General features: G+C 71.2%; 22 protein-coding genes, 1 tRNA gene and 2 pseudogenes. 13 read left to right on the forward strand and 12 right to left on the reverse strand.

What is annotated here, in order from left to right:
• Positions 1-113: 113 nt before the first annotated feature.
• The 3 genes from GQF42_RS19510 to rsmI form a co-directional block, all read right to left on the reverse strand.
• Positions 114-1010, reverse strand: coding sequence for a TatD family hydrolase (locus GQF42_RS19510; RefSeq protein ID WP_158921646.1), 897 nt, complete (start codon positions 1008-1010; stop codon positions 114-116).
• A gap of 48 nt (positions 1011-1058) precedes the next feature.
• Entirely contained in the window at positions 1059-1469 is a 411-nt protein-coding gene (locus GQF42_RS19515) for a hypothetical protein (RefSeq protein WP_158921648.1), read from the reverse strand.
• A gap of 359 nt (positions 1470-1828) precedes the next feature.
• Positions 1829-2677: a 16S rRNA (cytidine(1402)-2'-O)-methyltransferase gene (rsmI, locus tag GQF42_RS19520; protein ID WP_158921650.1), complete on the reverse strand. Its 849-nt coding sequence runs from the start codon at positions 2675-2677 to the stop codon at positions 1829-1831.
• Between the two features lie 133 nt (positions 2678-2810).
• Between rsmI and GQF42_RS19525 the strand changes: the two genes are divergently transcribed.
• From GQF42_RS19525 to GQF42_RS19535, 3 genes are all read left to right on the forward strand, one after another.
• The gene (locus GQF42_RS19525; protein ID WP_199272728.1) at positions 2811-4559 is read left to right on the forward strand and encodes a dolichyl-phosphate-mannose--protein mannosyltransferase; all 1749 of its coding nucleotides are present in this window, start codon (positions 2811-2813) and stop codon (positions 4557-4559) included.
• A 106-nt stretch (positions 4560-4665) separates the two neighbouring features.
• A complete protein-coding gene (locus GQF42_RS19530) occupies positions 4666-6294 on the forward strand; it encodes a penicillin-binding transpeptidase domain-containing protein (protein WP_158921652.1) in 1629 nt (542 codons plus the stop codon).
• 98 nt (positions 6295-6392) lie between these two features.
• Complete coding sequence (locus tag GQF42_RS19535; protein WP_158921654.1) at positions 6393-8063, forward strand: penicillin-binding transpeptidase domain-containing protein; 1671 nt, start codon at positions 6393-6395, stop codon at positions 8061-8063.
• Here the strand turns inward: GQF42_RS19535 and GQF42_RS19540 are convergent, their stop codons facing one another.
• Complete coding sequence (locus tag GQF42_RS19540) at positions 8064-8402, reverse strand: SsgA family sporulation/cell division regulator (protein WP_158921656.1); 339 nt, start codon at positions 8400-8402, stop codon at positions 8064-8066.
• A gap of 201 nt (positions 8403-8603) precedes the next feature.
• Here GQF42_RS19540 and GQF42_RS19545 point away from each other — a divergent pair, with 201 nt between their 5' ends.
• From GQF42_RS19545 to GQF42_RS19570, 6 genes are all read left to right on the forward strand, one after another.
• Positions 8604-9656 carry an energy-coupling factor ABC transporter permease gene (locus tag GQF42_RS19545; protein ID WP_158921658.1) on the forward strand — a complete coding sequence of 351 codons (1053 nt, stop codon included), beginning with the start codon at positions 8604-8606 and terminating at the stop codon, positions 9654-9656.
• 1 nt (position 9657) lies between these two features.
• The gene (gene cbiQ, locus GQF42_RS19550) at positions 9658-10449 is read left to right on the forward strand and encodes a cobalt ECF transporter T component CbiQ (protein ID WP_158921660.1); all 792 of its coding nucleotides are present in this window, start codon (positions 9658-9660) and stop codon (positions 10447-10449) included.
• A complete protein-coding gene (locus tag GQF42_RS19555) occupies positions 10437-11228 on the forward strand; it encodes an energy-coupling factor ABC transporter ATP-binding protein (RefSeq protein WP_158921662.1) in 792 nt (263 codons plus the stop codon). The genes cbiQ and GQF42_RS19555 overlap by 13 nt, the downstream gene beginning before the upstream one ends.
• Positions 11229-11359: 131 nt before the next feature.
• Positions 11360-11854, forward strand: coding sequence for a MarR family winged helix-turn-helix transcriptional regulator (locus GQF42_RS19560; RefSeq protein ID WP_158921664.1), 495 nt, complete (start codon positions 11360-11362; stop codon positions 11852-11854).
• A gap of 106 nt (positions 11855-11960) precedes the next feature.
• Entirely contained in the window at positions 11961-12407 is a 447-nt protein-coding gene (locus GQF42_RS19565) for an organic hydroperoxide resistance protein (RefSeq protein WP_158921666.1), read from the forward strand.
• Positions 12408-12490: 83 nt separating this feature from the next.
• Positions 12491-13678 (forward strand): serine hydrolase domain-containing protein, encoded by a 1188-nt coding sequence (locus GQF42_RS19570; RefSeq protein ID WP_158921668.1) that lies wholly within the window; start codon positions 12491-12493, stop codon positions 13676-13678.
• Between the two features lie 95 nt (positions 13679-13773).
• On the opposite strand, the gene GQF42_RS19575 is transcribed toward GQF42_RS19570, so the two are convergent.
• The 6 genes and pseudogenes from GQF42_RS19575 to GQF42_RS19600 all read right to left on the reverse strand — a co-directional run bounded on the left by GQF42_RS19575 (position 13774) and on the right by GQF42_RS19600 (position 16566).
• On the reverse strand, positions 13774-14049 hold the full coding sequence (locus GQF42_RS19575; protein WP_158921670.1) for a DUF1876 domain-containing protein: 276 nt from the start codon (positions 14047-14049) through the stop codon (positions 13774-13776).
• Between the two features lie 121 nt (positions 14050-14170).
• Complete coding sequence (locus tag GQF42_RS19580; RefSeq protein WP_158921671.1) at positions 14171-15058, reverse strand: NAD(P)-dependent oxidoreductase; 888 nt, start codon at positions 15056-15058, stop codon at positions 14171-14173.
• A gap of 171 nt (positions 15059-15229) precedes the next feature.
• Positions 15230-15359: pseudogene (locus GQF42_RS46970) on the reverse strand (EamA family transporter); the annotation flags it as partial.
• Positions 15360-15433: 74 nt separating this feature from the next.
• Positions 15434-15507 (reverse strand) — tRNA-Met (locus tag GQF42_RS19590).
• Between the two features lie 56 nt (positions 15508-15563).
• Positions 15564-16057, reverse strand: a pseudogene (locus GQF42_RS19595) (EamA family transporter); the annotation flags it as partial.
• Entirely contained in the window at positions 16054-16566 is a 513-nt protein-coding gene (locus GQF42_RS19600) for a YbaK/EbsC family protein (RefSeq protein ID WP_158921675.1), read from the reverse strand. The gene GQF42_RS19600 and the pseudogene GQF42_RS19595, both read right to left, overlap by 4 nt.
• A 200-nt stretch (positions 16567-16766) precedes the next feature.
• Here GQF42_RS19600 and GQF42_RS19605 point away from each other — a divergent pair, with 200 nt between their 5' ends.
• Genes GQF42_RS19605 through GQF42_RS19615 form a run of 3 tightly spaced genes read left to right on the forward strand, consistent with a single transcriptional unit; the run spans position 16767 to position 19048 of the window.
• On the forward strand, positions 16767-17363 hold the full coding sequence (locus GQF42_RS19605; protein ID WP_158921677.1) for a hypothetical protein: 597 nt from the start codon (positions 16767-16769) through the stop codon (positions 17361-17363).
• 1 nt (position 17364) lies between these two features.
• On the forward strand, positions 17365-18504 hold the full coding sequence (locus tag GQF42_RS19610) for a hypothetical protein (protein ID WP_158921679.1): 1140 nt from the start codon (positions 17365-17367) through the stop codon (positions 18502-18504).
• A 4-nt stretch (positions 18505-18508) separates the two neighbouring features.
• Positions 18509-19048 (forward strand): hypothetical protein, encoded by a 540-nt coding sequence (locus GQF42_RS19615; RefSeq protein ID WP_158921681.1) that lies wholly within the window; start codon positions 18509-18511, stop codon positions 19046-19048.
• Between the two features lie 80 nt (positions 19049-19128).
• On the opposite strand, the gene GQF42_RS19620 is transcribed toward GQF42_RS19615, so the two are convergent.
• Positions 19129-21354 carry an MMPL family transporter gene (locus GQF42_RS19620; protein WP_158921683.1) on the reverse strand — a complete coding sequence of 742 codons (2226 nt, stop codon included), beginning with the start codon at positions 21352-21354 and terminating at the stop codon, positions 19129-19131.
• 103 nt (positions 21355-21457) lie between these two features.
• On the reverse strand, positions 21458-22066 hold the full coding sequence (locus GQF42_RS19625) for a TetR/AcrR family transcriptional regulator (RefSeq protein ID WP_158921685.1): 609 nt from the start codon (positions 22064-22066) through the stop codon (positions 21458-21460).
• Between the two features lie 179 nt (positions 22067-22245).
• On the opposite strand from GQF42_RS19625, the gene GQF42_RS19630 reads away from it, so the two are divergent.
• Complete coding sequence (locus GQF42_RS19630) at positions 22246-25608, forward strand: S41 family peptidase (protein ID WP_158921687.1); 3363 nt, start codon at positions 22246-22248, stop codon at positions 25606-25608.
• Positions 25609-25687 lie beyond the last annotated feature (79 nt).

Genomic DNA, 25687 nt, shown 5'->3' on the forward strand with positions numbered 1-25687 from the left:
CTCCAGAGGTGCCAGAGGGGTCCGGATCGGGCCCCCAGAACCTAGCGGAGCGACCGTCACTCTCCAAAGCGACGCGACTACGTACTGTTGCGCGTACGCGCGTGTGTGTGCGCTCAGTAACCAAAGGCGCGGGCGGTGTTGACGCCCAGGGCCGTCGCCAGCGTGTCCTCGTCGATCCCGCGCACGGCGGCCATCGCGCGGACCGTGACCGGGATCAGGTAGGGCGCGTTCGGCCGGCCCCGGTAGGGCGCCGGGGTCAGGAAGGGCGCGTCGGTCTCCACGAGGACCAGTTCCAGCGGGGCGATCGCGAGCGCGTCCCGCAGGTTCTGGGCGTTCTTGAAGGTGACGTTGCCGGCGAAGGACATGAAATAGCCCTCGCGCGCGCAGATCCCCGCCATCTCGGCATCACCGGAGTAGCAGTGGAAGACGGTGCGCTCGGGGGCGCCCTCCTCCTTCAGGACGCGCAGGACGTCGGCGTGGGCGTCGCGGTCGTGGATGACCAGCGCCTTGCCGTGCCGCTTGGCGATCTCGATGTGGGCACGGAAGGACCGCTCCTGGGCCGCCTTGCCCTCGGGGCCGGTGCGGAAGTGGTCCAGGCCCGTCTCGCCGACGCCCTTCACCTGGGGCAGTCCGGCCAGCCGGTCGATCTCGGCGAGGGCCTCGTCCAGCGCCGCGTCACCGCCCGGCTGCCGGGCACCCTGCCGCGACCAGCCGTCGGGGTCGCCGTGGACGATGCGCGGGGCCTCGTTGGGATGCAGGGCGACGGTGGCGTGGACGCCGGCGTGCGCGGCCGCGGTCTCGGCGGCCCACCGCGAGCCCTTGATGTCGCAGCCGACCTGGACGACCGTCGTCACCCCCACCGACGCGGCCTTCGCAAGACCCTCCTCGACCGTGCCCGACTGCATGTCGAGGTGGGTGTGGGAGTCGGCGACGGGCACGTTGAGGGGCGCCGGAAGCGGCGGCGCGCCGTACTTGTCGTCCTTGGAGCTCTGGCCGGCGTTCGAAGGCATGCCCCGATCCTACGAAAGGGACATGCCCCCCGGCGGACGGAGCGGTGCTCAGCCCGCCTTGCGCTGGAAGGCGTGCAGGAGATCGGACAGATGCCAGTGGTGCGGCTCCCGGGGCGCCATGGCCACCGCGGGCACCTGCGGCGTCTCGACCGGGCCTGCCTGCGGCACGCTGTGGTGCCGCTGCGCGGCGCCTCGTACCGACGAGACCTGACCCGCGCGCATGATCCGCACGACATGGCCGTCGCAGTTGTGGCAGCTGGGCTTGCTCAGCGGCGACGGCACGACCCGGCCGTCGGCCACATACAGCACGAACTCCTGCCCGCCGGCATCCGTGTGGTGCTCTATCTCGTACGACTGCTCCCAGCCGTGCCCGCAGCGCATGCAGGCGAACGAATACGACTCGTGAACGACGGCTGTGGCCGTACCCCGGAGGCCGGTCTGCCCTGCGATCTCGCTCATGCCAGCTCCTCTGGTCCGCTGGTCAGAGGGACGAATGCGTCCCTTCGACCAGTGGACGCTTCCGCCGCCGCGAATGCATCCGGCCTGTCGAGTGTTGGAGGCGATTTGGCGGTTCCTTGCCGAATGACCCCTGTCCGGCCCGACTTCCCTTTGCCATCGGCGACAGCCTTTTGCTCTCCCATGGCCGATTCGCTCACCCGAGAACACCCCTGCTCAGAGGGGGTTTTATGCAGGTCAGGGACAGCGCCCCGAAAAGGCGTGGGAAATTGCGCGCTCAACCACGGACAGGAAAGAGCCCGCCACGGACGGAAACGTCGACGGCGCGGCCCGAAACCTCAAGCGCGTGACCCGAAACGGCCTCACTCGGCGGAACGCTTGGCGGCAACCACGGCATCGAAAACGACACGCTTGGGCAGTCCCGCCTCCGCGGCCACTGCCGCGATCGCCTCCTTGCGCCGCTCCCCGGCCTCCTCGCGCACCCGCACCCGCCGCACCAGTTCCTCCGCGTCGAGTTCCTCGGGCCCGGCCTCGGGCGCCCCCTCGACCACCACGGTGATCTCCCCGCGCACGCCCTGCGCGGCCCAGCTCGCCAGCTCGCCCAGCGGACCGCGCCGCACCTCCTCGTACGTCTTGGTCAGCTCCCGGCAGACGGCGGCGCGCCGGTCCGCGCCGAAGACCTCGGCCATGGCGGCGAGGGTGTCGTCGAGGCGGTGCGGGGCCTCGAAGTACACGAGCGTGCGCCGCTCGTCCGTGACCTCGCGCAGCCGGGACAGCCGCTCGCCCGCCTTGCGCGGCAGGAAGCCCTCGAAGCAGAACCGGTCGACCGGCAGCCCGGACAGGGCGAGCGCGGTCAGCACGGCGGACGGCCCGGGCACCGCGGTGACGCGGATGTCCTTCTCGACGGCGGCGGCGACCAGCCGGTAGCCGGGGTCGGAGACCGACGGCATCCCGGCGTCGGTCACGAGCAGCACGCGCGCGCCGCCGAGCAGCTCCTCGACCAGCTCCGGCGTGCGGGCGGACTCGTTGCCCTCGAAGTACGACACCACGCGGCCCCCCGGGGTGACGCCGAGGGCCTGGGTGAGCCGGCGCAGCCGCCGGGTGTCCTCGGCGGCGACCACGTCGGCGCCGGCCAGTTCCTCGGCCAGCCGGGGCGGGGCGTCCGCGATGTCGCCGATGGGGGTACCTGCAAGGACAAGGGTTCCAGTCACGCTCCCATCCTCGCAGGCACCGCCCGCACCCCGGGACCCGAGCACGGTGCCCGGACCCCGGGAAAACGGCCGTGATCCCACCGGTACCCCACATGCACGGGACTCGCACAGCGCGGTTCCCTACGATGGCGCGGTGACCAGTACCGCGTCCTCCATGGACCTCCGGCAGGGCCAGGCACCGCACGACCAGCGGCCGTCGTGGCAGCAGCGGCTGCGCCGATTCGGGTACGTACCGGCCAAGGACGCGCCGTCGGGCGACGTACGCGACCGTCTGGTGCCCCCGTACGCCGAGCCGAGCCCCCGGCTGTGGCAGGCGCTCGGTGTGCCGCCGGTGCTCGCCGAGCGGATCCTGCGCTGGTCGGGCTGGGGCGGTCCGCTGCTGGTCACGCTGATGGCGGGCCTGATGCGGTTCTGGAACCTGGGCAGCCCGCGCGCGGTGATATTCGACGAGACGTACTACGCCAAGGACGCCTGGGCGCTCGTCCACCGCGGTTTCGAGGTGAACTGGGACAAGAACGCCAACGACCTGGTCCTGCAGACGCACGGGCACCTCGCGATCCCGACGGACGCGGCGTATGTCGTGCACCCGCCGGTCGGCAAGTACATCATCGGGCTGGGCGAGCTGGTCTTCGGGTTCAACCCGTTCGGCTGGCGGTTCATGACCGCGGTGCTGGGCACGCTCTCCGTGCTGCTGCTGTGCCGGATCGGGCGCCGGCTCTTCCGCTCGACGTTCCTCGGCTGCCTGGCGGGCACGCTGATGGCACTGGACGGCCTGCAGTTCGTGATGAGCCGGACCTCGCTGCTGGACGGCGTCCTGATGTTCTTCGTGGTGGCCGCCTTCGGCTGCCTGGTCATCGACCGGGACCGGTCACGGGCGAGACTGGCCGCCGCCCTGCCCGTGGACGCCGACGGCCGGGTCCGCCCGGACGCGCACGTCGGCGACACCCTCCGCCTGGGCCTGCGCCCCTGGCGCTGGGCGGCCGGACTGATGCTGGGCCTGGCCATCGGCACCAAGTGGAACGGCCTGTACATCCTGGCCGCTTTCTGTGTGATGGCGGTGCTGTGGGACGTCGGCGCCCGCAGGACGGCCGGTGCCCATCACCCGTATGCCGCAGCTCTCAAGTACGACACCGGCATCGCCTTCCTTGCGACGTTTCCGACGGCCGTCGCCGTCTACCTGCTCTCCTGGCTCGGCTGGATCCTCTCCCCGAGCGACGGCACGGGCGGCTACTTCCGCAACTGGGCGGCCACCGACGGCAGGGGCGGCAGCTGGACCTTCCTGCCGGACTGGCTGCGCAGTCTGTGGCACTACGAGCACGAGGTGTACGAGTTCCACGTCGGGCTGACGTCCCCGCACACCTACCAGTCCAACCCGTGGAGCTGGATCGTGCTGGGCCGCCCGGTGTCGTACTTCTACGAGTCCCCCAACCCCGGCGTGGACGGCTGCCCCGCGAACGCGGGCCAGAAGTGCGCCCGGGAGGTGCTCGCGATCGGCACCCCGCTGCTGTGGTGGGCGGCCTGCTTCGCGATCCTCTACGTGCTGTGGCGCTGGGCGTTCCGCCGCGACTGGCGGGCCGGCGCGATCGCCTGCGGCATCGCCGCGGGGTACCTGCCCTGGTTCATGTACCAGGAGCGCACGATCTTCCTCTTCTACGCGGTCGTCTTCCTGCCGTTCCTGAGCCTGGCGGTGGCGATGATGATCGGCGCGATCATCGGGCCACCCGGCGCCGGCGACACCCGCCGGGTCGTCGGCGCGTCGGCGGCGGGCGTGCTGGTGCTGCTGATCGCCTGGAACTTCATCTACTTCTGGCCCCTGTACACGGGCACGGCGATCCCGATCGACTCGTGGCGGTCGCGGATGTGGCTGGACACCTGGGTCTGAGTCACGGTTTCGACAACAACGGTCACACCGACCTCACAGACGCATACAGTTCCCCCCGAGCCTTTTGAACACGTTCAACAAGGCGCACGGGGAGGGGGAGCGCGTCATGCGCAAAGGAGTGAAGGGTGCCGTCGTCGGCACCGTGTGCGCGGCCGTGGTCGGCGGTGCCGGCTATGGCGTCCACAACGTCGCCTCGGCGCTGAGCGGCGACGGTGGAACAGACAGCCACGCGCGCGTGAAGACCGGTCCGCCCAGCGGCTCCGAGGCGAGCGAGGCCGTCAAGGGCTTCTTCGCCGCCTGGGAGAAGGGTGACGCGGCGACCGCGGCGTCGTACACGAACTACCCGCAGGCGGCGCGCGAACTGCTGACGGCCTACGGCGGCGACGCGCACATCACGGGGGTGCGCATCACGCCCGGCACGGCGACCGGCACGGCGACCGGCGCGCGCGTGCCTTTCACGGTCAGGGCGACGGTGTCGTACGACGGGAAGGCCCGGCCGCTGGCGTACCGGAGCACGCTGACCGTCGTACGCGGACAGACCTCGCACCGCGCGCTCGTCGACTGGCGGCCGTCGGTCGTCCATCCGCAGCTGCGCGAGGGGGACACGCTCACCACCGGAGAGTCGGCGGCCCCGCCGATCGAGGCCGTGGACCGTGACGGCGTGGTGCTGACGAAGGAGAAGTACCCGTCCCTCGGCCCCGTTCTGGATCAGTTGCGCGAGCGGTACGGCGACAAGGCGGGCGGCACGGCCGGCGTGGAGCTGGCGATACGTCACGAGGGCAACGACGCGGACACCCCGCTCCTCACCCTCGCCGCGGGCAGGCCGGGCAGGCTGCGCACGACGCTCAGCGCGGGCGTGCAGGCGGCTGCCGAGGCGGCCGTGCAGACGTACGCGGAGTCCTCCGTGGTGGCGGTCAAGCCGAGCACGGGCGAGATCCTGGCCGTCGCCAACCACCGAGCGGACGGCTTCAACGCGGCCTTCCTCGGCACCCTCGCGCCCGGCTCCACGATGAAGATCCTCAGCGCGGCTACCCTCATCGACGCCGGACTCACCACGGCGAACGGACCGGCGCCCTGCCCGCCGTCGGCCGTCTGGCAGAGCCAGACCTTCCACAACCTCAAGGACCTCGCGCCGGACGAGAACGCCACCCTGTCCGAGAGCTTCGCCCGGTCCTGCAACACGGCGTTCGTGAAGTTCGCCGACGAGGTGAAGGTCGACTCCCTCACCCGGGAGGCGCAGGAACGATTCGGGATCGGCGGTGACTGGAAGGTGGGCGTCCCCTCCTTCGACGGCCGGGTGCCCGCCTCCGGCGGCCCGGACACGGCGGCCAACCTGATCGGCCAGGGCCAGGTCCAGATGAACCCCCTGGACATGGCCTCCGTGACGGCCACCGCGACGACCGGCACCTTCCGTCAGCCCGTCATCGTGCCGCTCGGCCTGGACGGCCGCGACCCGGCACGCGCGCGTGGGCTGTCGTCCGGCACGGTCGGGCAACTGCGCGCCATGATGAGCCGCACCGCGCACAACGGCACCGCGGCCGGTGTGATGGCCGGGCTCGGCGGTGACATCGGCGCCAAGACCGGCTCGGCGGAGGTCGACGGACAGGCGAGGTCCAACAGCTGGTTCACCGCTTACCGCAGTGACGTGGCCGCCGCCGCGATGACCCAGGACGGCGGGCACGGCATTGACGCGGCCGGGCCGATTGTCGCAAGCGTGCTACGGAATGCCGGCTGACGTCACTCTCAAAGGCAGGGACTTTAAGGTGTTTGCCGTCGTTGGGGAGTGTGAAGGGGCGGCGGGGACCCTGGGGAAGGCACGGAGGAACTGAGGCTGTGGGCAACAGAAGGCACGTCGCCGAGCGACGGAAGACGACCAGGCCCGCTGTGGTCGGCGGGATGATCGCCCTTGTCGTCGGCGGCGCAGGATTCGCCGTCTACGCGCTGACCGGCGGCGGGGCGGCGGCCGACGAGCGCGCGTCGGCCTCGGCCGACCACAAGGCCGTCAAGACCGGCCCGCTCAGCGCCGCCGAGGTCCATACGGCCGCCACCCGCTTCCTGACGGCCTGGCAGCAGGGCCGGGTCTCCGAGGCGGCCGCCGCCACGGACGACGCCTCGGCCGCGGCCACGCTGCTCAACGGCGTCGCCAAGGACGCCCACCTCAAGGGCGTCACGCTCACCCCGAGCACGGCCACGGGCGCGAAGGTGCCGTTCTCCGTCAAGGCGACGGTGTCGGACGGCAAGCTCAGCAAGCCGCTGGCGTACGGAAGTTCGCTCACGGTGGTGCGGCGCGCGAGCGACGGCAGCCCGCTGGTCGACTGGCACTCCTCCGTCGTCCAGCCTGATCTGCAGGACGGCGACACCCTCGTCACGGGCGCGTCCGGCACCCCGCCCGTCAAGGCCCTGGACCGCGACGGCGGCGAGCTGACGGCGGCCAAGTACCCCTCGCTCGGCCCGGTGCTGGACGGGCTGCGGGAGAAGTACGGCAAGACGGCGGGCGGCAGGGCGGGCATCGAGCTGCGTGTGGTGCGCGGCAAGGCGTCGCAGAAGGCCGGGCTGTCCGACAAGACGCTCGTGACGCTGAGCGAGGGCACGCCGGGCACGGTGAAGACGACGCTGGACCCCGGCCTCGAGGCGGTCGCCGAGCAGCAGGTGAACAAGCAGGCGAAGGCGTCGGTGGTGGTGGTGCGGCCCTCCACGGGTGAGATCCTCGCCCTCGCCAACAGCGGGCACGGCTTCAACGTCGCCTTCCAGGGCTCCCTCGCGCCCGGCTCCACGATGAAGATCGTGACGTCGACGATGCTCTTCGAGAAGAACCTCATCACCCCGGACGCCTCCCACCCCTGCCCCAAGACGTACAAGCTCGCCGGCTGGACGTTCCACAACGACGACAACTCCGAGATCAAGAAGGGCACGTTCGAGCAGAGCTTCGGGGCCTCCTGCAACAACGCCTTCATCGACTTCGCGCCGAAGCTGTCCGACGACGACCTGACGAAGGAGGCCCAGCAGGTCTACGGCCTCGGTATGGACAACTGGGCCATCGGCGTGCCGTCGTTCGACGGCTCCGTGCCCGTGCAGAGCGGCGCGCAGATGGGTGCCTCGCTGATCGGGCAGGGCGCGGTGCGCATGAACCCGCTGAACATGGCGTCGGTGGCGGCGACGGTCGAAGCGGGCTCCTTCCACCAGCCGTACCTGGTGGCCCCGTCGGTGGACAACCGCACGCTGGCGAAGGCTGCGCGCACGATGTCGGCGAAGACCCAGGCCCAGCTCAAGCAGGTCATGCGGTTCACGGCGGACTACGGCACGGCCGCCAAGGCGATGGCGGGCATGAGCGGGGACTACGGGGCCAAGACCGGTTCCGCCGAGGTCGACGGGCAGAAGAAGCCCAACGGCTGGTTCACGGCCTACCGGGGCGATCTCGTCGCCGCGGGCGTGGTCCAGGCGGGCGGCCACGGCGGCGACACGGCCGGTCCGATCGTGGCGACCTTGCTGAAGGCGGGCGGCTGATCAGGTCCGTACAGGCTCGGCGGTGTAGGTGCGGCGCAGGAATCTGAGCAGTGCCTTCGAGTCGAACTGGACCACCTCGACCCCGCTGTCGGAGTGGAACTCCACCACGGCCTGCACGCGCCCGCACGGCCACACCCGCACATCCCCGCTCTCGGCCGGTGAGCGCAGTCCCTGCTCCAGCAGCGCGCGCGAGAAGGTCCACTCGTGCGGGCCCGGCAGGCCGATCCGGACCGACCGTGGATCACTGTCGGGGTCGTACCGCAGGACCACCGGTACGGCCCCCGGGTCCTCCTCGTCCGTGACGATGTGGGCGTTGGCGTACTGCTCGACCACAGACATCGGATCGCCCTCTCACGCTGAGTCACCTACACGGGAGTCGTTCATCCGCTTTCTCCCGCTTTCTCTCCAATGTGCCATATTTTCCGGTTCACGCTTCTCGGGAGCGGCAGATCTCAAGGACTGCTCGCGGATCGACGGCGAACCGCCCCCAGACAGCATGGTTCTTGCAAAGGGTTCGCAACAAACCTCTAAAATCAAAGAGTGCATGTACCTGACGGATTCATCGACGCCCCGACCTCCGCGGTCACCGCAGTGGTCGCCGCCGGCGCGCTCGCGGTGAGCCTGCGCGGCGCCCGCCATGAGCTGGACGAGAAGACGGCCCCGCTGGGCGGTCTGGTGGCGGCGTTCCTCTTCGCCGTCCAGATGCTCAACTTCCCCGTGGCCGCCGGAACCAGCGGCCACCTGCTGGGCGGAGCGCTCGCCGCGATCCTGGTCGGCCCGTACACGGCCGTGCTGTGCGTGTCCGTGGTGCTGCTCCTGCAGGGCGTGCTGTTCGCGGACGGCGGGCTCACCGCCCTCGGCGTGAACATCACCGACATGGCCGTCGTCACCACGGTCGTGTCGTACGCCGTCTTCCGCGCCCTGCTCGCCGTGCTGCCCCGCAAGCGGCGCTCGGTGACCGTCGCCTCCTTCGTCGCCGCACTGGTCTCCGTGCCCGCCGCCGCCGTCGCCTTCACACTGATCTACGCGGTCGGCGGCACCACCGACGTCTCCCTCGGCAAGGTGGCGACCGCGATGATCGGCGTCCACGTCCTGATCGGCATCGGCGAAGCGGTGATCACCGCGCTCACGGTGAGCGCCGTCATCGCCGTACGTCCCGACCTGGTGCACGGCGCGCGCGGCCTGCGGCAGCGGCTCACGTTGCGCGTGAACGGCGCTCTGGTCGACGCGCCGGCGCCCACGGCACCCGTGGCGGTGCGCACCTCACGGCGGGCGCTGTGGGTGACGGGCCTGGTCTCCTCCGTCGTCCTCGCCGGCTTCGTCAGCTTCTACGCCTCCGCGAACCCCGACGGCCTGGAGAAGGTCGCGCACGACAAGGGGATCGACCAGAAGGAGGAGGAGCACGCCGCCGCCGGCTCCCCGCTCGCCGACTACGGCGTCAAGGACGTCTCCGACGCCCGGTTGTCCGGCGGTCTCGCGGGCGTGATCGGTGTCGGGGTCACGGTCGTGGCGGGCAGCGCGGTGTTCTGGGCGGTGCGCCGGCGCCGCGACGACGAGGTCTCCCCCGTGTCGACAGCTGGCACGGGCCTCTGACGTGGGCGCGGGACACACCCATCGGCTCTACCGTCACGGGCACTCGCCCGTGCACGCCCTGCCGCCGCACACCAAGCTCGCCGCCGCCTTCCTGTTCGTGGTGGTCGTGGTGTCCACCCCGCGCACGGCGATGTGGTCGTTCGCGCTGTACGCCGTCCTGCTCGCCCATGTCACGCACCTCGCGCGCGTGCCCGCCACCCTGCTGCTCGGACGGCTGCTGATCGAGGTGCCGTTCGTGGCGTTCGCGGTGCTCATGCCGTTCGTCGCGGAGGGCGAGCGGGTGCAGGTGCTGGGCCTCTCGCTCAGCGTGAGCGGGCTCTGGGGCGCCTGGAACGTGCTCGCCAAGGGCACGCTCGGCGTCGCCGCCTCCGTGCTGCTGGCCGCCACCACCGAACTGCGCGCCCTCGTGCTGGGTCTGCAGCGGCTGAAGCTCCCGCCCGTGCTGGTCCAGATCGCGTCCTTCATGATCCGTTACGGCGAAGTCATCACCGACGAGATGCGCCGGATGCGGATCGCCCGTGCGTCGCGCGGCTTCGAGGCGAGGGGCGTGCGCCACTGGGGCGTGCTCGCCAAGTCCGCCGGCGCGCTGTTCATCCGTTCCTACGAGCGTGGGGAGCGCGTGCACCTGGCCATGGTGAGCCGCGGATACTCCCCCGCTGCCACCCGTAGGGGCGGTGCCCCCGGCACCATGCCGGTCATCGACGAGGTGACCGCGTCCCGGGCGCAGTGGTCCTACGCCCTCGCGCTCCCCTGCGCCGCCCTCGTCATCTGCCTCCTGGGATGGTTCCTGTGACAGCTTCGTTGGAAGTGGCCGGCCTGGCCTTCGCCTACCCCGACGGCCACCAGGCCCTGTTCGGCGTCGACTTCACCGTCGCGCGCGGCGAGCGGGTCGCGCTGCTCGGCCCGAACGGCGCCGGCAAGACCACCCTGGTCCTGCACCTCAACGGCATCCTGGGCGGCGGCGCGGGCACGGTGACGGCGGCCGGGCTGCCGGTCGGCGCCCAGCACATGGCCGCCGTCCGGCAGAAGGTCGGCATCGTCTTCCAGGACCCCGACGACCAGCTGTTCATGCCGACCGTCCGGGAGGACGTGGCCTTCGGTCCGGCCGCCGCCGGCCTCAAGGGCGCGGCCCTGGAGGAACGGGTACGGCAGGCCCTGGAGCGCGTCGGCATGCAGGACTTCGCCCACCGCCCGCCGCACCACCTGTCCTTCGGGCAGCGCCGCCGGGTCGCGGTGGCCACCGTGCTGGCGATGGAGCCGGAGATCCTCGTCCTGGACGAGCCCTCCTCCAACCTCGACCCGGCCTCCCGCCGCGAACTCGCCGACATCCTGCGCTCCCTGGACGTCACGGTCCTCATGGTCACCCACGACCTGCCCTACGCCCTGGAGCTGTGCCCGCGCTCCCTGATCCTCAGCGACGGAGTGATCGCGGCCGACGGCCCGACCGCCGACCTCCTCACCGACGAGGAGCTGATGCGCGCTCACCGGCTGGAGCTGCCGTTCGGGTTCGATCCGCGGGCGGGGGCCGGGGCGCGGGGGCGGGGGCCGGCGCCGGAGCCGGGGCGGGTGTGAGGGCCGCGCGGCGCGTGTGGTGAATGCGCACGCCACGGCGCACGCGTTGGGCACGCCACGGCGCACGCGTTGGGCACGCCACGGCGCACGCGTTGGGTGTGCGCGGCGGGTGGTACGGCGCGTCCGAGAGAATGGGGCGCGTGACGCCTCAAGACGACCGAGACGACAAAGGGGCCGCCGGGTCGCTGCTGCTGGACGACCAGCTGTGCTTCGCGCTGTACGCCGCGCAGCGCGCCGTGACCGCCGCATACCGTCCGCTTCTGGACGACCTCGGGCTCACTTACCCCCAGTACCTGGTGCTGCTGGTCCTCTGGGAGCACGGCGAGACCAGCGTGAAGGAGCTGGCGCGCGCCCTGCGCCTGGACTACGGGACCGTCTCGCCGCTGCTCAAGCGGCTGGAGGGGGCGGGTCTGGTGCGCAGAGAGCGCGCGGCGGGCGACGAGCGCTCGGTGCTCATCGCCTGCACCGGGCGCGGAGCGGAACTCAAGGAGCGCGCAGCGCACGTTCCCGGCGCGCTGCTGACCACGACGGGGCTCGGCGCGCAGGAGGTCGTGCGGTTGCGCGAGGAGCTGTGGGGACTCACCGAGCGCGCCACCATGGTGGCCGACCGGCGCCGAGCGTACTGAACCGGCGTTACCCGCGGTTGGCCACCCTGCCCGCGTTCCCTGACCTACCGGCCAGTACCTTGTGCACGATGTATCTGTGCACCACTTGTTCCGGGGAAGGCCGGCCATGACCGAGGACTCCGCCGTCGACACCCGTCCGACGAAGATCATGTACGTCGCCGAGGCCACCGCCCACGGCGGCCGGAACGGCTATGTCACCAGTCAGGACGGCCAACTGGCACTGCAGGTCGCGATGCCCCCGCAGCTGGGCGGCGACGGCAAGGGCACCAACCCGGAGCAGCTGTTCGCGGCCGGCTACAGCTCCTGCTTCCACAACGCGCTGATCCTGGTCGGCAACCGCGCGGGCTACGACCTGACCGGCTCCACTGTGGCCGCGAAGGTCGGTATCGGCCCGAACAAGCAGCGCGGCTACGGCCTCGCGGTCGCCCTCAGCGTCTCCCTGCCGGTCCTGGACGCCGACCTCGCGGCCGAGCTGGTGGACGCGGCGCACGAGGTCTGCCCGTACTCCAACGCGACGCGCGGCAACATCGACGTAACGATTCTGCTGGGCTGATCCCACCGAGGAATCGCAGGTGCGCCGCCCGTGTTGCACGCACTGTCGCAGGCGATGGGACAGCGTGAGAAAGGACGGCGGACGTGGACGTGAACGGCACTGTGGCCGAGGGCTTCGAGCCGGTCGGTGAGGCGTTCGCCGCGAACTTCGCGCTGCTCGGGGAGCGCGGCGCCGCGGTGGCCGTGTACCGCGAGGGCCACAAGATCGTCGACCTGTGGGCCGGTACCAGGGATGTCGATGGTGCGGCCGGTGTGGACGGTGCGGCCGGGGCGGCTCCCTGGGAGGCGGGCACGGCGCAGATCGTGCGCTCCGCGACCAAGGGCGTCGCCGCCGCCGCGCTCCTGCTCCTGCACCAGCGCGGCGAACTGGACCTGGACGCCCCGGTCGGCACGTACTGGCCCCAGTACAAGGCGGCCGGCAAGGAGCACACCCTCGTCCGGCACCTGCTCGCCCACCGCGCGGGCATACCCGTGCTGGACCGCCCCCTGACCCCGGCCGAGGCCGCCGACCCCGAGCTGGGCGCCGCGGCGGTCGCCGCGCAGCCGCCGGTGTGGGAGCCGGGCAAGGACCACGGCTACCACGCCCAGACCTACAGCTGGCTCACCGGCGAACTCGTCCGGCGGGTCACCGGCCGCCCGGTCGGCGAGTGGATCGCGGACGAGATCGCGGGACCCGTCGGCGCGGATCTGTGGCTCGGCCTGCCGGATTCGCAGCACGCGCGCGTGGGCCGTGTCGGGCCGGTCGAGGCGCCGGAGGCCGCGGGCGTGCTCAAGACCCGCCCCAAGCGCGCGGTGGCCGAGGCCTACGCCGACCCGGACTCCCTGACCCGGCGCGCGTTCGCGGCGATCACCCCGCTTCCCGACGAGAACGACCCCGCCTACCGCGCGGCCGCCCTGCCCGCCTCCAACGGCATCGCCACCGCCGACGGGCTGGCCCGCTTCTACGCCTCGCTCATCGGCGACGTGGACGGCGGCACACGCCTGTTCACCCCGGAGACGGCCGAGCTGGCCCGCGCGGAGCGGTCCGCCGGACCGGACCGGGTCCTGGTGGTGGGCACCCGGTTCGGCCTCGGTTACATGCTCCACGGCAGCGCGTCCCCGCTGCTCTCCCCCGGGTCATTCGGCCACCCGGGCCGGGGTGGCGCCCTCGCGTTCGCCGACCCGGAGACCGGCATCTCCTTCGGCTATGTCACCAACGGTTTCAGGCAGAGCGTGACGGCGGACCCGAGGGCGCAGGCACTGGTACGGGCGCTGCGCACGGCGCTCGCCTAGGACGCGCGTCGACGGTCGCACACCGCGGAGCAGGCGCTCCGGAGCGCACGCCCATGTGCAGCGCCCGGCCCAGCGGCCGTCGGCCCCGCCCGGTGTCACACGTTGATCGGGTGCGAGGTCCGCCCGGACGCCGCGTCGATCTCTCCGTGCGCCTTGGTGAGCAGTTCCATGGCCAGTTCGTTCAGAGCACGCGCGCCGGCGATCTCCTCGCCGACCCGGGGCTGGTTGGAGTCGACGCTGTGCCGGCTGGCCCGGCCGTGCGCCCGTACCTCCGTTCCGTCGGCCAAGCGCACCAGGGCCACCGCGCGCGTGTGCTGATCGTCCTCCGTGAACTCCAGCTCGACATGCCATCCGACAGCGGTGTGCATCATGACGACCACCTCCGAAAGCCGCTGCTTCCAGGGTGCGCCCCGGCTCCCCGGCCGTCATGTCGACGCGAACTGCGTCGTCCGTGCTCCCCCGTTGCTCCCTGCCCGGCGCGGACGCCCGGCCCTACTCGGCCCGCTCGTCGAAGCTGGCGAAGTACGCGGCGGCCATGTCCTCGTCGGCGTGCCCCTGGGCGGCGGCGCGGGCGAACCGTTCGGCGGTCGCGGCGGCGACATCGAGCCGCACACCACCGCGCTCGCCCGCCTGGACGATCAGCCGGGCGTCCTTCTCGGCGGTGGCCACCGCGAACGACGCGGGGGACAGCTTGCCGTCGAGCACCAGCGCGGCCTTGGCCCGCAGGTAGCCCATGTCGAGCGGACCGCCCTCGATGAGGTCGAAGAAGCCCTGCGGATCCACGCCGAGGGCCCGCGACAGGGCGAGGGTCTCGCCGACCGCGGCGGTGGCGGCGAGCACCCAGCTGTTGGCGACCAGCTTCAGCCGGCTGGCACTTCCCGCCGCGCCGTCGGTCCCGGTCCACACGGTCTTCGCGCCGACCGCGTCGAAGACGGGCCGGACCGTCTCCCGCCCCTCCTGCGGCCCGGCGGCCAGCACGGACAGCTGGCCGGCCTCGGCGGGCTGGCGGGTGCCGAGGACCGGGGCGTCGTAGAAGACGAGGCCGTGCTCGCGGGCGACCGCCGCCAGATCGGTGACCAGGTCGGTCCCCGCGGTGGTGCACTGCGCCCACACCATGCCCGGGCGCAGCGCCGGAGCCGCCTCGCGCATGGCGTCCAGGACGGAGGCGCCGTCGTAGAGCATCGTCAGGACGACGTCCGCGCCTTCGACGGCCTCGGCGGGCGTGCCGGCCACCCGGGCGCCCTCGGCGGCGAGCGGCTCGGCCTTCTCGCGCGTCCGGTTCCAGACCCGTACGTCGAGCCCGGCCCGGCACAGGTTGCGGGCCATGGCCGCCCCCATGATGCCGGTGCCCAGAACGCTGACGCTCGGCTTGTCGGTCATTGACGGCTCCCTGTCGTCGTCCGGCTGCTGCCTGGTGGTTCCAGGTCATCTTCGTGGCGCCGACGGACTCACGCACCCTTGCAGACCCGCCAAGTCGCACACCACCGGACGCGGACGAAATGGTGCACCACCGGCGCACGCCCCTCTCGCCCCGGCTACCCGGCTACCCGGCTACCCGGCGTGCAGCATCAACCCCGATCCCCACCACCAGCAATCCCGCCGCCGCGATCCTCCGCACCCCGACCCGCTCCTTGAAGAACACCGCGCCGATCGCCGCGCCGACGATGATCGACGTCACCCGCCGGGCCGAAAGGAAACCGCCTGGCAAATACGAAGCGGAGCCTGGCATGTATGCCCAGGCTCCGCTTCATGTAGTAGCGGGGACAGGATTTGAACCTGCGACCTCTGGGTTATGAGCCCAGCGAGCTACCGAGCTGCTCCACCCCGCGTCGGTGTAAGAACACCCTACGCCAATCAGTGGCATCCAGTGACCAGGCCTCGGCTGACCTCAGGCCGTCGATCACCGTGTACCCGGCGATCGTCGGCCCGGTGGCGAGGGCCGCGCCGATCGCGGCCCAGTGCGGCCGGTTTCCGCGCAGCCCCAGAGGCTGACACCGGTGAGGCCCACGCAGGACACGGCGATCCCGGCCAGCGCCCGGCCGCCGGGCACCTCGTGCGCGAACACGGCCGCCAGCACGGTGACCACGAGCGGGGCGGTCCCGCGCGCGATGGGGCAGGCCTGTCCTAAGTCGCCCAGCCGGAAGGAGGTCACCAGCAGGGCGTAGTAGAGGATGTGCACGGTCGCCGAGGCGGACAGATAGGCCAGGAGGGCCCCGCCGGGAACGCCGCGAACGGCACCGCGGCGAGCCCGATCAGGGCACCGCCGCCGGATATCAGGGCGAATCCGACGAGTTTGTCGGTGATGCGGTGTGCGATGGCGTTCCAGTCGGCATGGGTCACGGCGGCGCACAGGACGGCGGCCGTGACGAGCGGGGTCACGCGGTCTGCTCGCGCACGTCCACCAGTTCGGCACCGGCATGGGACACCAGCGCCCGCGGCTCGATCGGGAAGACGGCATGAGGCGTGCCGGCCGCCGCCCACACCTCGGCGTGGACGAGCAGCGAGCGGTCGGCGAGGACTCGCGTGCGCGTGCGGTGCCCGAAGGGCGGGACGCCGCCGATGGCATACCCGGTGGTGTCCCGCACGACGCCGGCGTCGGCCCGGGTGACCTTCCCCGCGCCCAGTTGCTCACGCACCCGCTCCAGGTCCACGCGCGAGGCTCCGTCCATCAGGACGAGCACCGGGACGCCGTCGGCGGCGAAGACCAGCGACTTGCAGATCTGGTTCAGCCCGCACCCGATCGCCTCGGCGGCCTCGGCGGCGGTCCGGGTGGCCTCCGGGAACCGGCGGGTGCGCGCGAGGACGTCGTCCAGCCCGAGCGCACGCATCGCTTCGGCGAATCGGGGGTTGGCAGCGGACTCTCCGGCAGCAGTGGCGGTCGTCGTCATGACCGGCACGCTACGGCATCGTTCCGGCGGTGCTCACGGGGTTTTCGGCTGCCGCTCGTGCACCGCTCGGTCCAGCGGACATGCACAGCGGGGCACTGTTCCGACTGTGATCATCCATCGACTTTGTGATTACCTGACACGCATCAGAACAGGCGTTCACGGCCAGGCCGCCGCGGCGGTCCGGCCTACGGGGGATCACTGTGAGCGAAAGCAAAGCCGTACCGGCGGACGACAGACTTCCGGAACCGGGTCAGACGCAACTGCCGCTGACGCCGGACGAGTTCAACAAGCATCACGTCATTCCGGGCTTCGAGGGTATGTACTCGGCTCCGCCCGCCTCCAGCACCAAGGACCCGCTGAACATCACGCCGGTGCAACCGGGCGCACCCGGACTGCTCCCGCCGCCGGGAAAGTCCGGCCGACCGGGGGACATCCCCGGGCTCCTCGAACCGCCGGGACACTCCGGCCGACCGCAGGACCCGCTCAAGATCGCGCCGGCCGTGCTCAAGACGGCCGCCGGTCAGGTGGACGACGTCCACGACGACTTCTACAAGCCGGCCGCCTCGCTGGAGGAGCCGGCGCTGAAGGCCGTGGCGGCACTGACGGAGTTCGAGTCGGCGCGGGCGATCCGGCTGGCCCACCGGCAGTGGGAACTGCAGTCCGGCACGGTCACGGCATGGCTGACCCACATCGCCGAGAGCCTGCGGTCGGCCGACGACACCTACAAGAAGACCGACTGCGCCGTCGGGGACACGGCGCGACAGGTGCAGATCCGCTCGGCGTTGATGGACTACTGACATGGCCGACTCCTTCCACCAGGCCCTGATGACGGCGGATCTGACGGTCCTGGACAAGCTGGCGGACCGCTGGGACAGCATCCACACCTCCATCAAGGGCCTCGGCAAGCGCCTGCACGACGAAGTCCTCACCCCGCTGCGCGACAAGGGCTACTGGGAGGGGGCCGCGGCCCCGTACGCCTGGAAGATGATCGACGACATCCAGCGGCAGCTGGAGCACGCGACGTCCGTGGCGGACGCCTCGCGGCGCGTCATCGAGGACGCGGTGGGCGATCTCAAGTCCGCTCAGAAGGATCTCAAGGACGCCGTCCGGCGGGCCACGGACAAGGGCCTGTACATCCAGTCGGACGGGACGCCCGCCCCGGACGTCACGGGCGGCGTCTGCAAGGCGAACCCCACCAAGGACGACAAGAAGGACATCGAGGCGGCACGGCACGAGATCGCGGAGATCCTCAAGCGCGGCGTCACGGCCGACCGCAACCTCGCCTTCAGCCTGATGGCGGACATCGGCCTGGGCCCGTGGTTCAACGACAGACCCGGGTTCACGGACATCGACTCCACCGGCAGGATCGGGGAGGACGAGTACAACGCGCTGGATCTCGCCATGCAGGGCAAGAACCCGTATCCGGCGTCCAGTTCGGACGATCCGTACTCGCTCGGCTGGGACTGGGTGACCGGCGACGGCCCCCGGCACCGCGAGTACTTCAGCGGGGACAGGATGACCGAGCTGATCCGGTCCAGCGAGAGCATGCAGAAGCTACGAGTGGACACGCTGCAGCAGTGGCGTTCCACGGGCCAGCCCGAGGGCGACGTGGCCTACTCGATCTCCTCCGGCGGCAAGGTGGGAGCCCTCGAGAAGCTCATCACCACCGACCTGCCCGCGATCGTCACCGGCGACAAAGCCCACCTGGGCGAGGCGTTCACCGGCTCGTACAACCTGCACTACGACGTCAAGGGCGAGGACCCCGACGGTTCCGTGGTCGTCGAGTACACGCTGCACAACACCACGAGCAACGAGTCGTTCCTGCACTACATCGGCTACTACGACTGGCTCAAGGAGACCAACCGCGACCACGGCGTCTTCTCGTCCGAGGACCAGAAGATCGTCTGGACCGAACGCATTCCCGCGAAGGAGAAGTAGCCCCGTGTCCCGAGTCCTCCCGGCAGGCCGGCGGCTGCGCTGGATGACGGCCGTCGCCGTGCCGGCGCTGCTGTCCCCCCTGGCCGGCTGCTCCTCCTCGTCCACCGCCGTCGAGGCCTGTATGGCGAAGCAGGCGACCTCCGTCGGTTCCGTCGACCTGACGGGCACCTACACGGGGGAGGGCGACGCGAAGGCGGTGACGCTGACTCTCAGGCCGCCCGTCGGCAGGTCCGGCGGCAGCGTCACCGTCCGCAACTGGCCGACCGGCGACTGGTACAGGAGCGAACTCGGTGACACGTTCAACGGGTCGGGCACCTGGGACGTGGACTACAGCGGCGGATCCGGCAAACCCCCGCACGTCAGCCTTTCCCTCACCAGCCCAAGACTCTTCCTGAACGACGACACCCTCGACAAGCTGTCGATCGCCGAGGGCTCCGGGCGGACGTACCTCTACGAGAACGACGACCCGGACGTCTGTCCCAAGTTCCGCCTGAAGATGACCTCTTCGGGCGCGCCAGGTCCTGGGACGAAAAGCAGCCGGTGAGGGTGCAGCCCCGTCCCCACGGGCACCCTCACCGGCTGGTCGGCATCGGCCGGAGGCCGATGTGGACTAGAAGCGGTACGTCACGCGCGTACCAGCTCCCGCTCGCCGTCCGGGTCGGCGTCCTTGCCGTCCGCGGAGGACTGCGAGCGCAGGCCCTCACCCTCGACGTCGACGTTCGGCAGCGCGCGGTCGAGCCACTTGGGCAGCCACCAGGCCCGCTTGCCGAGCAGGGCGAGCACCGCCGGGACGATCGCCATGCGGACGATGAACGCGTCGAAGAAGACGGCGATCGCGAGGCCGAAGCCGATCATCTTGATCATCGACTCGCTGGAGCCGATGAAGCCGGAGAAGACGGCCATCATGATGATCGCGGCGGCCGTCACGACCCGCGCCCCGTGCCGGAAGCCGGTGACCACGGCCTGGGTCGGCTTCTCGCCGTGGACGTACGCCTCCCGCATCCGGGTGACGAGGAAGACCTCGTAGTCCATGGCGAGACCGAAGACGACGCCCACCATGAAGATCGGCATCATCGACATGACCGGGCCGGTCTCGGAGACGTTGAACAGGCCGGACAGCCAGCCCCACTGGAAGACCGCCACCACTGCGCCGAGGGCCGCCGTCACGCTGAGCAGGAAGCCGAGGGCCGCCTTCAGCGGGACGAGGATCGAGCGGAAGACCACGATCAGGAGCAGGAAGGCGAGGCCGACCACGAGTGCCAGATACGGCAGCAGCGCGTCGTTCAGCTTCTGCGAGACGTCGATGTTCATCGCCGTCGAGCCCGTGACCAGGATCTTGGAGTCGGTCTCCTTGGCGACGTCCGCGCCCTTGTCGCGGATGGTGTGCACCAGGTCCTCGGTCGTCCTGGAGGACGGCTTGGACCCGGGGACGACCGTGATGGTCGCGGTGTCGCCGGCCTTGTTGGCCACGGCCGGGGTGACCGTGACGACGTCCTTCAGGCCCTTGATCTCGTCGCCGACCTTGGTGAAGGCGGCCTTGGGGTCATGGCTGCCCTTGGCGTCGACGACGACCATCAGCGGGCCGTTGAAGCCCGGTCCGAAGCCCTCGGAGAGCAGGTCGTAGGCGCGGCGCTGGGTGGTGGAGGTCGGCTGGGAGCCGTCGTCCGGGAGGCCCAGCTCGAGCGAGGCGGCCGGGACCGCAGCGGCACCGAGGCCGATCACGCCGAGCAGCAGGACCGCGACGGGCCGCCGTACGACGAAGCTCGCCCAGCGGGTACCCATGTTGGGCCGGCCCGGCTTCTTGGGCGTACGGCCGCCGCCGAGCAGCTTGCTCTTCTGGCCCGCGGGCTTGACCTTGCGGCCGGCGTAGCCGAGCAGCGCCGGGATCAGCGTGAGCGCGATCAGGACGGCGATGGCGACCGTGCCCGCCGCCGCGATGCCCATCTTGGTCAGCATCGGGATGTTGACGACCGACAGGCCGACCAGGGCGATGACGACGGTCAGGCCCGCGAAGACCACCGCGGAGCCCGCCGTGCCCACGGCCCGCCCGGCCGCCTCCTCGCGTTCGCGGCCCTCGGCCAGTTCGGCGCGGTAGCGGGAGACGATGAAGAGGGCGTAGTCGATGCCGACGGCGAGGCCGATCATCGAGGCCAGTGTGGAGGTCGTGGTGCCCAGGTCCAGGGCGCTGGCGAGCGCCGTGATCGTGGACACGCCGATACCGACGCCGATGAGCGCGGTGAGCAGCGGGAATCCGGCCGCGAGCAGCGAGCCGAAGGTGATGACGAGGACGACCGCGGCGATGACGATGCCGATGACCTCGCTGGAGCCGGTCTCCGGGGTCGCGGTCAGTGCGTCACCGCCGACCTCGACGCTCAGCCCGGCGTCGCGCGCCTGCTGTGCGGCCTCCTTCAGGCTGTTCTTGGAGGAGGCCTTCAGCTCCATGCCGGAGACCCTGTACTTCACCGAGGCGTAGGCGATCTCGCCGTTCTTGCTGACGGCGTGCCCGGCGTAGGGGTCGGCGACGGAGACGACCTCGGAGCCGCCGCCCAGCTCCTTGACGGTCTTCTCGACGGTCGCCTTGTTGAGCTTGTCGGTCATCTTCTCGCCGGCCGGCGCCTTGAAGACGACGCGCGCGGTGGCGCCGTCGGCGCTCATCCCGGGGAAGCGCTGTTCGAGCAGGTCGAACGCTTTCTGCGCCTCGGTGCCGGGGATGGAGAAGGAGGTGCTGCCGGCGGGCGGCGCGGAGGCGGCGCCGACCCCGGCGAGGGTCAGCAGCGCCACCCATATCAGGGCGACGAAGTGCCGTCGCCGGAAGGCGAGACGGCCCAGTTTGTACAGAAACGTGGCCACGGAGGCGTACTCCCGGTCAGGTCGTGGGGTTGATCAGGGCAGGGGTGGTCAGCCCGACGACGTGAGCGGTGACGTCAGATGGTGGGCTTGCCGGGGAGAGAAGTCAGTCGGTGGGGATGCCGAGGGCGGGGAGGACCACGGCGTCGATGTACGACATGAGGAAGGCCTGCGTCGGCGGCAGCTCGTCGAGCATCGTCCGGGCGGCGAACCCGCCCAGCATCATGTGCATCATGAACTCGATCGCCGGGTTGTCCGCACGGACCTCACCCCGGTCGACGGCCCGCTGCACGACACGACGGAACGTCGCCATCTCCGGCTCGATGAGATGCTCCCGGAACGCCCGCAGGAGGTCCGGATTGCTGTGCACCGCCATGGCCAGACCCCGCATCAGCGCGGAGTTCTGCTCCATCTCGCAGTCGTCGGAACGCATGGTGAGAGCGTGCAGATCGCCCTTGAGCGACCCGGTGTCGATCTCGTCGAGCGCCATGCCCCCCGGCTTGTTGTGCCGCACCGCCTTCGCGACCAGCTCGGCCTTGCCGCCCCACTGGCGGTAGAGCGTCGCCTTACTGGACTTGGTGCGAGCGGCAACGGCGTCCATGGTGAGGGCGTCGTAGCCGACTTCCCGGAGCAGGTCGAGCACGGCCTCGTACAGCTCGGCCTCACGCTCGGGCGTGATCCGACTGCGACGCGCCGTTGCGACGACCTCGGTCATGCCACTCACCTTCCCGCTCGGGAGCCTGCTGTTCGTACCACCGTGAAGATACCCCGAGAGCATGCGAAACGAAACCGTTTCGTACGTGGGTTGGGTCACGGTTGTTCGGTCCCCATAAGTCCGGCTCGCTCACCCGTGTACAAGTTGCTGGGGCCCTTTGACCGGAAAAGCATAGGGACGTGAGCTATCTGCGCCTTCCCCACCTCAGCGGCGACCTGCTGTGCTTCGTGGCCGAGGACGACCTCTGGCTGGCCCCCCTCGACTCCCCGGGCCGCGCCTGGCGCCTCACCGCGGACCGCACCAAGACCGGTCATCCGCGCTTCTCACCCGACGGCCGCCGGATCGCGTACTCGACCTGGCGCAGCCTCGACCCCGAGATCCACCTCGTCGGCACCGACGGCGGCCCCGCACGGCAGCTGACGTACTGGGGCAGCTCCGACACCCAGGTCTGCGGGTGGACGCCCCCCGACCGGGACGGCAAGGCCGACATCCTGGCCGTGGCCTCGCACGACCAGCCCTTCTCCTACTTCACCTGGGCCTACAAGGTCCCCACCGACGGCGATCCCGGCGCGCGGCTGCCCTGGGGCCCGGTCACCGACATCCAGGTCGCCGACGTCGACGGCGAGCACAGGACGCTGCTGCTCACCGGCACCCCGCCGCACGAACCGGCCTCCTGGAAGCGCTACCGCGGCGGCGCCATGGGACGCCTCTGGCTGCACGGGCGCCAGCTCGTGCCCGACATCGGCGGCCATCTGGCCTGCCCCATGTTCGTCGCCGGCCGCGTCGCCTTCCTCTCCGACCACGAGGGCGTCGGCAACCTCTACTCCTGCACGTACGACGGCACCGACCTGCGCCGCCACACCGACCACGACGCCTTCTACGCCCGGCACGCCTCCAGCGACGGCACCCGGGTGGTCTACCAGTGCGCGGGCGACCTGTGGCTGGTGGACGACTTCTCCCCCAAGGCCGTACCGCGCAAGCTGGACATCCGCCTCGCCGGGCCCGCCACCGGGCGGCGCCGCTATCAGGTGCCGGCCGCACAGAACGTCGACGGCATCTCCGTGGACGAGACCGGCCGCGCCAGCGCCGTCGTGGTACGCGGCAGCCTGTACTGGCTCACCCACCGCGACGGACCGGCCCGTACGATCGCCGACACGCCCGGCGTCCGGGTGCGGCTGCCGGAGATGCTCGGCACGACCGGCCAGGTCGCGTACGTCACCGACGCGGAGGGCGAGGACGCCGTCGAGATCGCCCAGCTGCCGCGCGCGACCGGCGACCGCGCCCCGCGCCGGCTCGCCTCCGGCGCCCTGGGCCGGGTCCTGGAACTGGTCTCCGACCCGCTCGGCGAACGCCTGGCCATCGCCTCGCACGACGGACGGCTGCTGCTGATCGACACCGGGGAGCGCGAGGGCGGGGAGGTCACGGCGGGTGCCGCGGAGGACTCCGAGGAGGCCGAGGCGAGCGAGGTCGGCGAGGCGGGAGAGGGGACGGAGGCAGCCGAGGGGGCCGGAGGGCCGGCCGGCCGGGTGACCGAGCTGATCCGCTCCATCAACGGCCCCGTGCGCGACCTCGCCTTCTCCCCCGACGGCTCCTGGCTCACCTGGTCCCACCCGGGCATCGGCCGCTCGCTGCGCCAGATCAAGCTGGCCCGCATCAAGGACCGGCTGATCGTGGACGTGACCAACGGCCGCTTCGAGGACGAGAACCCCGTCTTCACCCGCGACGGCCGCTACCTCGCCTTCCTGTCCTGGCGCGGCTTCGACCCGGTCTACGACGTCCACACCGGCGACCTCTCCTTCCCGCTCGGCTGCCGCCCGTACCTCGTCCCGCTGAACTCGGCGACCCCCTCCCCCTTCGCCCTGAACCCCGAGGGACGCCCGGCCGCCGGCGGGCTCGACCCGGTCGAGGACGAGGAGACGGGCGAGGCCGGCACGGTGACCGTGGAGATCGAGGGCCTGCAGAACAGGGTCACGCCGTTCCCGGTCATCGCCTCCAAGTACTCCGCGCTGTCCCCGGTCGCCGGCGGCGGCCTGGTCTGGCTGCGCTGGCCGATCTCCGGTGCACTCGGCGAGACCTTCGTCAATCCTGCCGACATCAGCGGCCGCCCGACCCTGGAGTACTTCAACATCACCAAGGCGAAGAAGTCCGAACTGGTCGACCACATGGACTGGTTCACGGTGAGCGGCGACGGCACCCGGCTCGTCGTCATGGACGAGGGCGAGCTGCGCGCCGTTCCCGCCACGGAGCCGGGCGACGGCGACACGACCGTGTGGATCGACCTGCGCCGCATCCTGCACGAGGTCGACCCGCCCGCCGAGTGGCGCCAGGCCTACGAGGAGGCGGGGCGCCTCATCCGCGGCTACTTCTGGGACCCGGGCATGTGCGGCATCGACTGGAACGGGGTGCTCGACCAGTACCGCCCGCTGGTCGAACGGGTCACCTCTCCCGACGAGTTCGCGGATCTCCTCAGGGAGGTACTCGGCGAGCTGGGCACCTCGCACGCCTACGTCACCGCCGCCCGGCGCAACGAGGGCCCGCCGCACTACCAGCGCCGCCAGGGTCTCCTCGGCGCCAACTTCGTCCGACGCAACGGCCACTGGACCATCAAGCGCATCCTGCCCGGCAACTCCTCCGACTCCCGGGCCCGCTCACCGCTGGCCGGCACGGGCATCCGCGAGGGCGCCGTACTGACCCACGTCGACGGCCGTCCGGTCGACCCGGTGACGGGGCCGTACCCGCTGCTCGCCGGCTCCGGGGGGACGACCGTGGAGCTGACGTTCACCCCGGCACAGGGGGAGGCGGACCAGGTCCGACGGGTCGCCGTCGTCCCGCTCGTCGACGACCGGTCGCTGCGCTACCAGGACTGGGTCGCCAAACGCCGTGAGGTCGTACGGGAGTTGAGCGGCGGAAAGTGCGGCTATCTGCACATCCCCGACATGGGCGGCTCCGGCTGGGCCCAGTTCAACCGCGACCTGCGCATGGAGGTGTCCCGGCCCGCGCTGATCGTGGACGTGCGCGGCAACGCGGGCGGGCACATCAGCGAACTCGTCATCGAGAAGCTGACCCGGACGATCCTGGGCTGGGACCTGACCCGGGACGCCCAGCCGGTGTCGTACACCTCGAACGCGCCGCGGGGCCCGGTGGTCGCCCTGGCCGACGAGGCGACCTCCTCGGACGGCGACATGATCACCGCCGCGTTCAAGCTGCTCCAGCTCGGGCCGGTGGTCGGCACGCGCACCTGGGGCGGGGTCGTCGGCATGACCGGCCGCCACGCGCTGGGCGACGGCACGGTCATCACGGTCCCGATGAACGCGGCCTGGTTCGACGCCTACGGCTGGTCCGTGGAGAACCATGGCGTCACCCCCGACCTGGAGATCATGCGCACGCCCCTGGACTGGGCCGAGGGCCGTCACGCCCAGATGGACGACGCGATCCAACTCGCCCTGGACCTCCTGGAGTCCAACCCGGCAGCCATCCCCCCGGACTACTCCGACGTCCCCAACAGGGCCCGCCCGAAGCTGCCGCCGAGGAACAATGGTTAGGAGCGCGTAACGGCAAGGGGCGCGTAACGGCAGGGAGCGCGCGCCCAAGGGGCGCGGGGAACTGCGCGACAAGCCTCCA

The organism is Streptomyces broussonetiae, from assembly GCF_009796285.1.
Lineage (GTDB): Bacteria > Actinomycetota > Actinomycetes > Streptomycetales > Streptomycetaceae > Streptomyces > Streptomyces broussonetiae.